Source organism: Acidocella sp. (assembly GCF_013044125.1).
GTDB lineage: Bacteria > Pseudomonadota > Alphaproteobacteria > Acetobacterales > Acetobacteraceae > Acidocella.
In genome coordinates this window covers 1-11752 of record NZ_JABEVC010000035.1, presented here as the reverse complement: position 1 = coordinate 11752, position 11752 = coordinate 1, and the positions used below count along the sequence as shown (strand labels likewise).

Annotated in this window: 13 protein-coding genes; 7 read left to right on the top strand and 6 right to left on the bottom strand. The window is 63.0% G+C overall.

Annotation, left to right across the window (positions count from 1 at the left end):
- Both HKL97_RS01845 and HKL97_RS01840 read left to right on the top strand, forming a co-directional pair.
- The coding region (locus tag HKL97_RS01845; protein WP_291422297.1) for a FadR/GntR family transcriptional regulator at positions 1–721 on the top strand (721 nt) is incomplete at its 5' end.
- On the top strand, positions 690–1583 hold the full coding sequence (locus HKL97_RS01840; RefSeq protein WP_291422295.1) for an aldose 1-epimerase: 894 nt from the start codon (positions 690–692) through the stop codon (positions 1581–1583). The genes HKL97_RS01845 and HKL97_RS01840, both read left to right, overlap by 32 nt.
- A gap of 1 nt (position 1584) precedes the next feature.
- On the opposite strand, the gene dmpG is transcribed toward HKL97_RS01840, so the two are convergent.
- Together dmpG and HKL97_RS01830 are read right to left on the bottom strand one after the other, a co-directional pair.
- Complete coding sequence (dmpG, locus tag HKL97_RS01835) at positions 1585–2616, bottom strand: 4-hydroxy-2-oxovalerate aldolase (protein WP_291422293.1); 1032 nt, start codon at positions 2614–2616, stop codon at positions 1585–1587.
- Positions 2617–3561: an acetaldehyde dehydrogenase (acetylating) gene (locus HKL97_RS01830; RefSeq protein WP_291422291.1), complete on the bottom strand. Its 945-nt coding sequence runs from the start codon at positions 3559–3561 to the stop codon at positions 2617–2619.
- A gap of 127 nt (positions 3562–3688) precedes the next feature.
- Here HKL97_RS01830 and HKL97_RS01825 point away from each other — a divergent pair, with 127 nt between their 5' ends.
- Positions 3689–4480, top strand: a complete 792-nt coding sequence (locus tag HKL97_RS01825; RefSeq protein ID WP_291422289.1) for an IclR family transcriptional regulator — start codon at positions 3689–3691, stop codon at positions 4478–4480.
- Positions 4481–4517: 37 nt separating this feature from the next.
- Here the strand turns inward: HKL97_RS01825 and HKL97_RS01820 are convergent, their stop codons facing one another.
- The 4 genes from HKL97_RS01820 to HKL97_RS01805 form a co-directional block, all read right to left on the bottom strand.
- Positions 4518–4862, bottom strand: coding sequence for a carboxymuconolactone decarboxylase family protein (locus HKL97_RS01820; protein ID WP_291422287.1), 345 nt, complete (start codon positions 4860–4862; stop codon positions 4518–4520).
- 11 nt (positions 4863–4873) lie between these two features.
- Positions 4874–5077, bottom strand: coding sequence for a DUF2892 domain-containing protein (locus HKL97_RS01815; protein WP_291422285.1), 204 nt, complete (start codon positions 5075–5077; stop codon positions 4874–4876).
- Positions 5078–5094: 17 nt separating this feature from the next.
- Positions 5095–5526 carry a thioredoxin TrxC gene (gene trxC / locus HKL97_RS01810; RefSeq protein ID WP_291422283.1) on the bottom strand — a complete coding sequence of 144 codons (432 nt, stop codon included), beginning with the start codon at positions 5524–5526 and terminating at the stop codon, positions 5095–5097.
- A 132-nt stretch (positions 5527–5658) separates the two neighbouring features.
- Positions 5659–6939 (bottom strand): NAD(P)/FAD-dependent oxidoreductase, encoded by a 1281-nt coding sequence (locus HKL97_RS01805; RefSeq protein WP_291422281.1) that lies wholly within the window; start codon positions 6937–6939, stop codon positions 5659–5661.
- A gap of 114 nt (positions 6940–7053) precedes the next feature.
- On the opposite strand from HKL97_RS01805, the gene HKL97_RS01800 reads away from it, so the two are divergent.
- The 4 genes from HKL97_RS01800 to HKL97_RS01785 all read left to right on the top strand — a co-directional run.
- Positions 7054–7374 (top strand): metalloregulator ArsR/SmtB family transcription factor, encoded by a 321-nt coding sequence (locus HKL97_RS01800; protein ID WP_363238192.1) that lies wholly within the window; start codon positions 7054–7056, stop codon positions 7372–7374.
- 4 nt (positions 7375–7378) lie between these two features.
- The gene (locus HKL97_RS01795; RefSeq protein ID WP_291422277.1) at positions 7379–7750 is read left to right on the top strand and encodes a rhodanese-like domain-containing protein; all 372 of its coding nucleotides are present in this window, start codon (positions 7379–7381) and stop codon (positions 7748–7750) included.
- Between the two features lie 127 nt (positions 7751–7877).
- Entirely contained in the window at positions 7878–8891 is a 1014-nt protein-coding gene (locus tag HKL97_RS01790; protein ID WP_291422275.1) for an efflux RND transporter periplasmic adaptor subunit, read from the top strand.
- Positions 8888–11752: efflux RND transporter permease subunit (locus tag HKL97_RS01785; RefSeq protein ID WP_291422273.1), on the top strand; the 2865-nt coding region annotated here is incomplete at its 3' end. The genes HKL97_RS01790 and HKL97_RS01785, both read left to right, overlap by 4 nt.

Genomic DNA, 11752 nt, shown 5'->3' with positions numbered 1-11752 from the left:
CCCGCTCCCCCCGCCAGACCCCCCCGGTTTCGGCCCGCTGCGCCGTTCCGCGCGTCTGACGGACCAGCTCTATGAGCAGATCGTCGGGCAGATCGTCGACGGCGTGCTGCCCGAGGGGGAGCGCCTGCCCGCCGAGGCCCGGCTGTGCGAGATGTTGGGCGTCTCCCGCCCGGTGGTGCGCGAGGCGATTTTCCGCCTGCAGGCCGACGGGCTGGTGATGACCCGCCACGGCGCCGGAACCTATGTCGTCAAACGCCCGCGCGATGAATTTTTGCGCCTGGCGCCGATCGGCGCGATGGCGGATCTGATGCGCTGCTACGAGTTGCGTATCGCGCTGGAAGGCGAGGCCGCAGCCCTGGCCGCGCAACGGCAAACACCGGAGACCATGGCCGAGATCGAAGCCGCCCTCACCGCTCTTGATAATGTCTTGGCCACGCAACAGGTCGGCGTGGACGCGGACCAGCATTTTCATGCCGCCATTGCCCGCGCGACACAGAACGCCCTCTTCATCCAGAGCCTTGACGCCCTCTCCGCGCATATCTTCGCCGGCATGCATGTGGCGCGCAGCCTTTCTCTGAGCAGCCCGGATCGCCTGCGCATTGTTCAGGGGGAGCACCGGGCCATCGTTGCCGCCATCCGCGCGCACGAACCCGAAGCCGCCCGCGCGGCAATGCGCCGCCATATCGACAATGCCCGCAACCGCATCCTGGCCGGTGCCTGAACTGCACCTCGCCGCCGGGGCGATGCGCCTGCATCTGGCCCCCGCTCTGGGCGGCGCCATCGCCGGCTGGTGGCAAGGCGGCTTGGCGCTGCTGCGCCCCCCCGCGCCGGACGCGGCCTCGGTGCGCGATCTCGCCTCCTTTCCGCTGATCCCCTTCTCCAACCGCATCGCGCAAGGGCGCTTCAGCTTCGCCGGGGAAACCTATATTCTCCCGCGTGATCCGCGAGATCCGCGCCACGCCATGCACGGCAACGCGCTCTACGCTGCCTGGCAGGTGGCCGAGGCCACGCATGATACCGCCCGCCTTGCGCTGCGCTACCAGCCCGGCGCGCCTGGCATCCCGTATTTTCCCTTCGCCTACGAGGCCGCGCAAACCTATTGCTTAACCGCCACCGCGCTGCACATCGCCCTGGCCCTGCGCAACGCCGATACACGCCCCTTCCCCGCGGGATTTGGCCACCACCTCTATTTCCCGCGCCACAGCGGGGCGGTGCTGCGCTTCAACGCCCTCCGGTACTGGCAAAACGGGCCGGACGGCTTACCCGCCACCATCGCGACAGACCTGTGCGATGCCTACGCACGCGGCGCGCGCATCGGCGCGCAGGCCGTGGACAACAGCTTTTCCGGCTGGGACGGCGCGGCCGAAATCACCTACCCGGCCGAGCGCCTCACCCTGCGGCTCACCGCGACGCCGCCGCTGCGCCACGCCGTTCTCTTCGTGCCCGAGGGGCGCGATTATTTCGCCTTCGAGCCTGTCTCCCACAGCACCGGCGCCATCAACCGCGCCCCGGCGGAGATGCGCGTGCTGGCCCCCAATGAGACAATGCACGCGCAAATCGTTTTATCCGTGGAACCCAGATGAATCACACGGCCGTGCGTTGCTTGAGAATATCAAGCGCGACATCGATGATCATGTCCTCCTGCCCGCCGACCATTTTTCTCCGGCCCAGCTCGGCCAGGATTTCACGGGTGTCCACGCCGTAGGTTTTCGATGCGTTTTCCGCATGGCGCAGGAACGATGAATACACGCCCGCATAGCCCAAGCTCAGGGATTCCCGGTCCACGCGCACCGGGCGGTCCTGCAGCGGGCGCACCAGATCATCAGCGGCGTCCATCAGCTTGAACAAATCGCAGCCGGAATTGATGCCTTCGCGGTCAAGCACAGCAATCAGCGCCTCCAGTGGCGCGTTGCCCGCACCGGCACCCATGCCGGCGAGGCTCGCATCCACGCGCACCGCACCGGCCTTTATGCCCGCAACCGCGTTAGCAACACCCAGCGTAAGGTTATGATGCGTATGCACACCGATCTCGGTTTCCGGCTTCAGCGCCACGCGCATCGCCCGCACTTTCTCGCCATATTGCTCCGGCAGCATCGCGCCCGCGGAATCGGTCACATAGACGCATTCCGCGCCGTAGGACTCCATCAACCGGCCCTGCTCCACCAGTTTCTCCACCGGCGCCATGTGCGACATCATCAAAAACCCGATGGTATCCATGCCGAGTTTGCGCGCCGCTTCAATATGCTGGCGCGAAACATCCGCCTCGGTGCAATGCGTGGCGATACGCACCGAGCGCGCCCCGGCATCATAGGCGGCCTTCAGGTCATGCACCGTGCCGATGCCCGGCAGCAGCAAAATGGTAACACGCGCATGCGTGCACACACCCGCCACCGCGGCGATCCACTCCGCGTCGTCATGCGCGCCAAAGCCGTAGTTGAAAGTGGAACCGGTGATGCCGTCGCCATGCGAAATCTCGATAGCGTCAACCTTGGCTTCATCGAGCGCGCGCGCAACCGCGGTCACCGTCTCCAGCGTGTACTGGTGGCGGATGGAGTGCATGCCATCGCGCAGGGTGACATCCTGGACATAAAGCTTATTCGGGTTCGGGCGAGCCATTTATGCAGCCTCCTTGGCGAGATATTGCGCGGCCCAATGGTCGGCGGTGACCAGGGCGGCAGAGGTCATGATATCAAGATTGCCGGCGTAGGCCGGCAGATAATGCGCCGCACCTTCCACTTCGAGCAGGATGGTGGTCTTCAGCCCGGTGGCATAGCCGATGCCGGGGATACGCACCGGCGCATTGTCGCCAATCACCTCGAACTGCACCTTCTGCTTCAGCCGGTAGCCGGGGACGTATTTGCGCACCGCTTGTTCCATTTCCAGAATGGACGCCTCGATTGCATCCCGGCCGCCGCCCTGGGAAAGTGTGAAGACGGTATCACGCATGATCAAAGGCGGCTCGGCCGGATTGAGGACGATGATCGCCTTGCCGCGCTCAGCGCCGCCCAGCACTTCAATCGCCTTGGAAGTGGTCTCGGTGAACTCGTCAATATTCGCGCGCGTGCCGGGGCCCGCGGATTTGGAGGAGATGGAGGCGACGATCTCGCCATACACCACCCGTTCAACCGCGCGCCTCACCGCATACACCATCGGAATCGTCGCCTGCCCGCCGCAGGTGACCATGTTGACATTCGGCTCATTGATATTGGCATCGCCGTTGATCACCGGGATGGTGAATGGGCCGATCGCAGCGGGGGTCAGATCGATGACCTTCTTGCCGTCGCGTTGCAGCAGCGCGTTGTTGCGCACATGCGCACCCGCCGAGGTGGCATCAAAAACCACCCGGATATCCTTGTAGTTTGCCATTTTCAACAAACCTTCGATGCCCTCGTGCGTCACCGGCACGCCAAGGCGCGCGGCGCGGGCGAGGCCGTCCGAGTTCGGGTCGATGCCAACCATCGCGCCCATTTCAAGATTTTTCGAGGTCCGCATAATCTTGATCATCAGATCGGTGCCGATATTGCCCGAACCGATGATCGCGCATTTCACTTTTCCAGACATTAGCAATCACCCTCATAGGTATGCATTGGTTTCACCTGAGACTTTTCCTTGTTCCGTCCACTGAGGTTAGGGAAAACAAGGCCCGGCGGCAATTTACGCGGCCAAATTAGTCCCATATAATGGGACTATGGAACACACCCCTAAACCGCCTCCCTCCGGCAACGCATCGCTTGAAAAAGGTCTGGCCCTGTTCAACCTCATCGCGCGCGACCGGGGACAAACCCCCCTTAAGGAGCTGGCCGCGGGCTTGGCGCTGCCCCGCTCCACATTGTACCGGCTGATCAACACCCTGGAAGGCACAGGGATGATCACCAGGCTCGAACACCGCCGCTACGATATCGGCCTGCCGCTGGCCGAGGCTCTGCACGGCATCACCCCCGCCGGGCAGCTGGCCCGGCTCTGCCGCCCGGCGCTGCGCCAGCTTGCCAGCACCTGCGGGGCCACAGCGCATCTGGGCGTGATGGAGAACGATATGGTGACATATCTCGTAAAGGAGAGCGCCCCTAGCGTTCCCGCCGCATTATCCATCAGCGTCGAGAATACCCAGCTCGAAGCCTATTGCTCGGGCATCGGCAAGGTGCTGCTGGCCTGGCTGCCCGAGGCCGAGCGCGCGCGCTATCTCGCAGGCGGCCCGTTCGTCGCGCTCACTTCACGAACAATCACCGACCCGCGGCAGCTGCGTGAAACCCTTAAAACCGTGAAGGCGGAGCAATTCGCCCGCGACGACGGCGAAATTGCCGAAGATCTCTACTGCCTCGCCGTGCCACTCTTGACCGGCGATCAATCCGTCTCCGCGGCAATCTCCCTGACCTTCACGCACGCCAGACAAAAAAAGCACGACGACGCAACCTATCTGGCAAAGCTGCGGGCCTGCGCCGCAAGGCTCAGCCGCGCCAGCCTGGCCAACATCCAACACTGAACCGCCGCATCAGCAGCCGCAAAACTCAAAAACCGCCTTACCTGCCTGCAAGCTGGTCGAACGCCTCCAGCGCCTGCGCGGCATACATCACCGATGGCCCCGCCCCCATATAAATCGCCATGCCCATCGTCTCGGCCACCTCCTCGCGGGTGGCGCCGCACTTCACGGCGCCTTGCGCATGGTAGGCGATGCAGGGCGCGCAACGTGTCGCCACGCCAATCGCCAGCGCGATCAACTCCTTCGTCTTGCTGTCCAGCGCGCTGCCTCCCTGCGCGGCCCTGGCCATTTCGGCAAAGCTCTTCATAATATCCGGCGCGCCCTGGCGCAGGTTTTTCACGCCAACATCCATATTGGCGATCAGCTCTTTCCAGTCCTCAATCATGCGGGCCTCCCTTATTTGAACGCGCAACCAACCGGCAAACCAAGCTTCTTGAACACGAACGCCGCCGGGCAAACCCCGGTGAATCCTGTCTGCAACAGGTTCAGCCCAACAAAGGCAGTGAACAGCAGAAACCACTGGCTCACCCAGAGTGTCAGCGCCAAGCTTAGCAGCACCATGGCGCCGGCGAAGGAGAATACAGCCTTATCAATTGTCATCGGGTTTTCCTTTTCAGTTATGCAACGGCCTGGCGTGCCCAGCGCACGATCTGTTCAGCCGTCATCGCCCCGGCGTTCTGTTTCACCAGCACGCCGTCCTTAAACAGCAGCAGGGCCGGAATCGCCCGCACTCCGTAGCGGGTCATGGTTCCCGGCGCATCGTCGCCATTCAGTTTCAACAGCCGCATCCGCGGCTCCAGCTGCGCCGCCGCCTGTTCGTAATGCGGCGCCATGGAGCGGCAAGGCCCGCACCACGGCGCCCATATGTCTATCAGCACCGGCACGCCGTCGTTCTTCAAATGGCGTGCCAGCCCGGCCTCATCCACATTCGCCGGATGCCCGTCAAACAATGGCTTGTGGCACCCGCCGCACCGCGGCGCCGCCGCCAGCTTCTCCACCGGCAGGCGGTTCACCACGCCGCAGGCCGGGCAAACCAGAGTGATCGTCATAGACCTCTCCTTTTCAAAAAACTTCCTAGTACCCTGCGTCATTCATGACGCAGGGTACTGCGCGCGGGTTGATAGGCGGCGCGCGCTAAATATGACGCTAGTGGGACACGGCATTTTCAATGACGTGTCCCACTAGCGTGATTTATTCTCAAGCTTATGAATATTCATCTTCTTCATCAGATAACGTTCATAAAACGGTTCGCTCTTGCCGATGCGTATCTTGCGCAGAAAATACCGCTCGAACCCCACCTTCGCCAAATGCACCCATTTCCCCCTGCCTGACCAATTGGCGTTGCGCGGCGGCAACTGCGGCTGCGCCACAAAAGCAACGCCCCCGTCGCCGAAATCCGCCAGGCAGATCGCGTTCCACGACGGCTTGATAGTGGCATCCCCGCCGCGCAGCAGCGCACCGATGTTATGCGCCGTCGAGGTGACCATAGACTCAATCATGAACCCGGTTTTCGGCACGCCGAGCGGCACCGGGGTTTTACCAATCGGCGGAATCGCCACGCACACGCCGATGGAGAACACATTCCGGTAGGTGGGATTGCGCTGATACGCATCGGCCAGAATAAACCCGCGCGGATTGGTCAGCCCGGCCACGCCAAACACCGCCGGCACACCGCGGAACGGCGGCATCAACATGCTGTAGCCAAAATCCAGCGTATGCGTGGTCTTCAGGCTGGCATCCTCGGCCAGTTCCTCCACCACCATCTGCCCGGCGTTAATCTCCTTCACCCGCGCATTGGTAATCCATTTGATATGCCGGTTGCGCAACTCGCTTTCCATCATCCCCTTGGTGTCGCCCACCCCATCCAGGCCCAGATGCCCGATATACGGCTCAGGGGTGATATAGGTCATCGGCACCTTGTTGCGGATGCCGCGCTTGCGCAGCTCGGTATCCACAATAAACGCAAATTCATAGGCCGGCCCAAAGCAGGAAACCCCCTGCGCCGCGCCGATCACAATCGGGCCGGGATTTTTGCAAAATTCCTCGAACGCCGCGAAGGCCTGCTCGGCATGGCCAGTCTCGCAGATCGACTGCGTATGCGCCTTCGGCCCAAGCCCCGGAATTTCGTCAAACGCCAGCTCCGGCCCGGTGGCAATAATCAGGTAATCATAACTGATCGCCGCGCCGCTCGCCGTCCTCACCAGATTCTCCTCCGGTACGACGCGCGCCGCCCCCTCGGTGATAAATCGTATTTTCTTCCTCTTCATCACCTTCGTCAGGTCGACCTCAATATCCTTGCTCTCGCGCCAACCCACGGCCACCCAGGGGTTAGAGGGATAGAACTGATAAATTGAACCCTTGCCGATCACAGTGATCCTGTCATCGGGCCGCAGCTGATCCGACATTTCATACGCCATCAAAGTCCCGCCTAATCCGGCGCCTAAAATTACGATCTCAGCCATGGATTGGATCCCCGTTTATTTTTTCCATTGCGTATATATTCGCTTATTCGTATATACGCAACTATGAAAATAGACGCCAGCCTCATGCATAGTGCCGCCGGACAGGCTAGTGAGATGTTAAAGTCGCTGGCAAATCCGCATCGGCTTATGATTCTTTGCCAGTTGCTCGAAGGCGAACGTTCCGTCGGCGATCTCGCTGCCTTCCTGGATCTTCGCAGTTCCACCGTCTCCCAGCATCTGGCGCTGCTGCGCCGCGATGCCCTGGTCGCACCCCGGCGGGACGGCCAAACCATATGGTACGGCATCGCCAGCACACCCGCAAAAAAAATTCTGGAAACATTGTTTGAACTTTACTGCGCGCCGCGTAACGATACCCCTCAAGCCACCAGCGGCTTTTGCGCCACTCCCACCCCAACGCTCCCACTGAAAGGCTAACCACATGTTTTTCAACAAAAAGAAATCAGACCTGCGCGACTTCACCCCGGCCGAACTGCATGATGCCCTGGCCCGCCACGCGATCACACTGGTGGATGTCCGCGAGCCGGGCGAATTCGCCACCGCGCGCATCCATGGCTCAGTGCTCTTTCCGCTGTCGAGCTTTGACCCGCAGGCCCTCCCGCACGACCCGGCCAGGCCCATCGTCCTGCACTGCGGCGTCGGCCGCCGCTCGCAAGCCGCCGCCGATCTCTGCCGCAAGGTGGGGGTTGAAATCGCCGGACATCTCGCCGGCGGCCTCAATGCCTGGGTTCAGGCCGGCCTGCCCGTCGTCACGCTAGACCCCGCCTCGGGAAAAACCGTCGACCGCGCTTAGCGCAATCCACGCTTCGACCGGCGCGGCAGCGCCACGCTAAACGCCTGAAACGGCTTGCTAAAACTAACTATTAGAGTCTTCAACTCTATGCTGAAGCCTCTAATTTTTCCCAACTAGGAAACACCGCATGCGCCTCTCAGCCCTGGCCTTGTCCGCCTGCATCGCCGCCTGCTTCGCTGCGGGCCCCGTTGCGGCCATCGCCGCCCCGCTTGGCGCGACCTTCACCGTCGCCACCGGGCTGATCACCGACCAGAAGGCAGTCTTCGCCACGGTGGAGAGCGCACATGTGGTCCCCGCCCGCACCCGGCTCGCCGGCACCATCGTATCCCTCTCGGTGCGCGATGGTGACGCCGTCACCGCCGGACAGACCATCGCCACCGTCGCCGACTCCGCGATGGCGCAGCAATTGCAATCGCTTAACGCCAGCATCACCGGCCTGCGCGCGCAACTGGCGCAAGCCAACATAGACCTCGCCCGCGCCCAGCGGCTCATCGGCAGCGGCGCCATCGCCCGCTCCACGCTGGACCAGGCGCAAACCGCGCAGAACGTCGCCACCAGCAGCCTGAAATCACAGATCGCCGCGCGCAACGCCCTGGCCGAGCAAATCGCCAACGGCGCCGTGCTGGCCCCGGTCTCCGGCCGCGTGCTGCACCGGCCTGTCACCCAGGGCAGCGTGGTGGTCACCGGCGATACCATCGCCACCATCGCCGAACAGGATTACGTCCTGCGCCTGGAAGTCCCCGAATATCATTCCCGCATCATGCATGTGGGCGATCTGGTGCGCATCAGCGACACCGGCAACACTCCCGAATTCGGAAAAATCACTCTGGTCTACCCGCAAATCCAGAACGGCGACGTCGAGGCCGATGCCACCGCCCCCGGCCTTGGCGATTATTTCGTCGGCCAGCGCATCCAGGTCTGGATCTCCGCCGGCCAGCGCCCCGGCCTGGTCATCCCCGCCTCCTTCATCGAATCCCGCTTCGGGCTGGATTATGTGGAGCTGAAAACCCCGAACGGCCACAGTATCGCGGTGCCGGTGCAGCGGGGCGCGCCGCAGCCAACCCCCTCCATGCCTGATGGTGTCGAGATCCTCTCCGGCCTGCAGCCCGGCAACGTCCTCACCGCCCCGGCCACGCCATGAAGCTCGGCCTCTCCGGCGCGCTAACCAAGCGCTTCATCCGCTCGCCCCTCTCACCGCTCTTCCTCATCGCGGCCCTCATGGCCGGGATGATCGCGCTCATCACCATCCCGCGCGAGGAAGACCCGCAAATCCACGTCCCGATGGTCGATGTGGTGGTCAACACCAATGGCCTGAAGGCCGGCGACGGCGTGGAGCTTGTCACCAAACCGCTGGAGACCATCCTGCGCGCCATCCCCGGCGTTGAGCATATCTACAGCACAAGCGTCGACAACCACGTCACCGTCACCGCCCGTTTCGTCGTCGGCACCAACGAGGACAACGCGGTGCTGCGCGTCAACGATAAAATCCGCGCCAATCTGGACCGCATCCCCATCGGCATCCCCGAGCCCCTGGTGGTCGGCCGCGGGATTGACGATGTCGCCATCGTCACCCTCACCCTCACCCCCAAACCAGATGCCGCCAACCATTGGGATGAAGCCGGGCTGACCCAGCTCGCGCAAAAACTCCAGGGCGAGCTCATCAAAATCCCCAGCGTCGGCCTTACCTACATCGCGGGTGAGGACCCGGAGCAAATCCGCATCGAGCCGGACCCGGAAAAACTGATGCTCTACGGCGTCACCCTGCAACAGCTCGTGGCGCGCGTGCAGGAAGCCAACCAGACCTTCAGCGCCGGCGCCATCCGCTACAACGGCAAAATGGAAGGCGTGGATGTCGGCCATACACTCTCCGGCGTGCCGGACATCGGCCTGCTGCTGGTCACCACGCGCGACAACCGCCCCGTCTATGTCCGCGACGTGGCAAAAGTCGTGTTCGGCCCCAAACCGCTGGAGCAGCAGGTCTGGGCGCTCAACCGCGGCAAAACCGGCTGGACCCAATCTCCCGCCGTAACACTGGCCATCGCCAAGGTCAGCGGCGCCAACGCCGTCACCGTGGCGCGGGCCGTGCTGGCGCAGGTTAAAACCCTGCGCGGCCAATTGATCCCCGGCGACATCAACGTGCAGGTCACCCGCGATTACGGCCAGACCGCCACGCAAAAATCCAATGAGCTGCTCTTCCACCTAGCGCTTGCCACCATCTCCATCGTGCTGCTCATCGGCTTCACCCTTGGCTGGCGCGAAGCTGCCGTCACCGCGGTGGTAATCCCCACCACCATCCTGCTCGCCATCTTCGCCGCCGAGATGATGGGCTACACCATCAACCGCGTCAGCCTCTTCGCGCTCATCTTCTCCATCGGCATCCTGGTCGACGATGCGATCGTGGTCATCGAGAACATCACCCGCCATTGGGAGATGCATGATAGCCGCACACGCCTGCAAGCCGCCATCGAGGCCGTGGCCGAAGTCGGCAACCCGACCATCTTCGCCACCCTCACCGTCGTCATGGCGCTGCTGCCGATGCTCTTCGTCAGCGGCCTCATGGGCCCCTACATGGCGCCGATCCCCGCGGTCGCCTCGGCCGCCATGGTCTTCTCCTTTTTCGTCGCGATGACCGTGGTGCCCTGGATGATGCTCAAATTCGTCAAACCACGGGCGGCCGCGGCCGGCGGGCATGGCGCGCATCACGGCGGACGGCTGGCAAGCCTCTATCTGCGCATCGCCGCGCCGCTGCTCAAAACCCGCAAGCGCGCCCTGCGGTTTCTGCTCATCGTCGGCGCCGCGACCATCCTGGCCTGCTCGATGTTCTATTTCGAGCTGGTCAAGGTCAAGCTCCTGCCTTTTGACAATAAATCAGAGCTGGACGTGGTGCTCAACCTGCCCCCCGGCGCCACGCTGGAGGATACCGAGCGCACCCTCTTCGCCGCAGCCAGAATCGCTGGAAAAATGCCCGAGGTGACCTCCATGCAGGTTTACGCCGGCACACCCGCCCCTTTTGATTTCAACGGTCTGGTCCGCCATTACTACGCCCGCCAGTCGCCCGAGCTGGGTGAGCTGCACATCGTCCTGGTCGGCAAAGACAAACGCACGCGCGAGAGCCACGCCATCGCCATCGCGCTGCGCCGCCAGCTCGACTCCAACCTGACCCTGCCGCCCGGCGGCGTCATCAAAGTGGTGGAAGTCCCGCCCGGCCCGCCGGTCATCGCCTCGCTGCTGGCTGAAATCTACGGCCCCAACCAGGCAACCCGCCTCAAAGTGGCCCAGCGCGTGAAGGCCATCTTCAAATCCATCCCCTTCATTGTCGATGTCGACGACAGTTACGGCCGGCCGCCCCCGCGCCTGAACATCACGGTTGACCAGGACGAGCTGGAGTATTTCCATGTCCAGCAAAGCGATGTGAACGCCACGCTGCAAGACCTCTTTTCCGGCAAGGCCATCGGCTACTCCTACCGCGGATCAGACAGGCCGCCGCTGGAAATCGCCATCGGCTTGCCCAAATCCGGCCTTACCTGGAACCAGTCGGTCGCTGACACCCCCATTCCCGCCAACGCGCTGCCCGGCGCGCGCGGCATCGTGGAACTGGGTCAGGTGGTCGACGTCAAAAACACCCTCGGCTCACGCGCCATCTACCGCCGCGACGGCCATTACGCCGACATGGTGACAGGCGAGCTCGCCGGCCAGTTCGAAGCCCCCATCTACGGCATGTTCGCCGTTGATAAAGCCATCGAAAAAGCCAACTGGGGCAACCTGCCCAAACCCGATATCCGTTTCGTCGGCCAGCCCACGAATGAGGCCAAACCTTCCCTGCTGTGGGATGGCGAATGGCAGATCACCTATGTCACCTTCCGCGACATGGGTATCGCCTTCGGTGTCGCCATCCTGGGCATCTATGTGCTGGTGGTGGCGCAGTTCGGCAGCTTCAAACTGCCGCTGGTGGTGCTCACCCCCATCCCGCTCACCCTCATCGGCATCATGCTCGGCCACTGG

Excerpts from the sequence above, each read along its gene's own strand:
- HKL97_RS01840 (WP_291422295.1), top strand. The coding sequence starts at position 690 with ATGCCCGCAACCGCATCCTGGCCGGTGCCTGAACTGCACCTCGCCGCC.
- dmpG (WP_291422293.1), bottom strand. The coding sequence starts at position 2,616 with ATGGCTCGCCCGAACCCGAATAAGCTTTATGTCCAGGATGTCACCCTG.
- HKL97_RS01830 (WP_291422291.1), bottom strand. The coding sequence starts at position 3,561 with ATGTCTGGAAAAGTGAAATGCGCGATCATCGGTTCGGGCAATATCGGC.
- HKL97_RS01825 (WP_291422289.1), top strand. The coding sequence starts at position 3,689 with ATGGAACACACCCCTAAACCGCCTCCCTCCGGCAACGCATCGCTTGAA.
- HKL97_RS01820 (WP_291422287.1), bottom strand. The coding sequence starts at position 4,862 with ATGATTGAGGACTGGAAAGAGCTGATCGCCAATATGGATGTTGGCGTG.
- HKL97_RS01815 (WP_291422285.1), bottom strand. The coding sequence starts at position 5,077 with ATGACAATTGATAAGGCTGTATTCTCCTTCGCCGGCGCCATGGTGCTG.
- trxC (WP_291422283.1), bottom strand. The coding sequence starts at position 5,526 with ATGACGATCACTCTGGTTTGCCCGGCCTGCGGCGTGGTGAACCGCCTG.
- HKL97_RS01805 (WP_291422281.1), bottom strand. The coding sequence starts at position 6,939 with ATGGCTGAGATCGTAATTTTAGGCGCCGGATTAGGCGGGACTTTGATG.
- HKL97_RS01800 (WP_363238192.1), top strand. The coding sequence starts at position 7,054 with ATGTTAAAGTCGCTGGCAAATCCGCATCGGCTTATGATTCTTTGCCAG.
- HKL97_RS01795 (WP_291422277.1), top strand. The coding sequence starts at position 7,379 with ATGTTTTTCAACAAAAAGAAATCAGACCTGCGCGACTTCACCCCGGCC.
- HKL97_RS01790 (WP_291422275.1), top strand. The coding sequence starts at position 7,878 with ATGCGCCTCTCAGCCCTGGCCTTGTCCGCCTGCATCGCCGCCTGCTTC.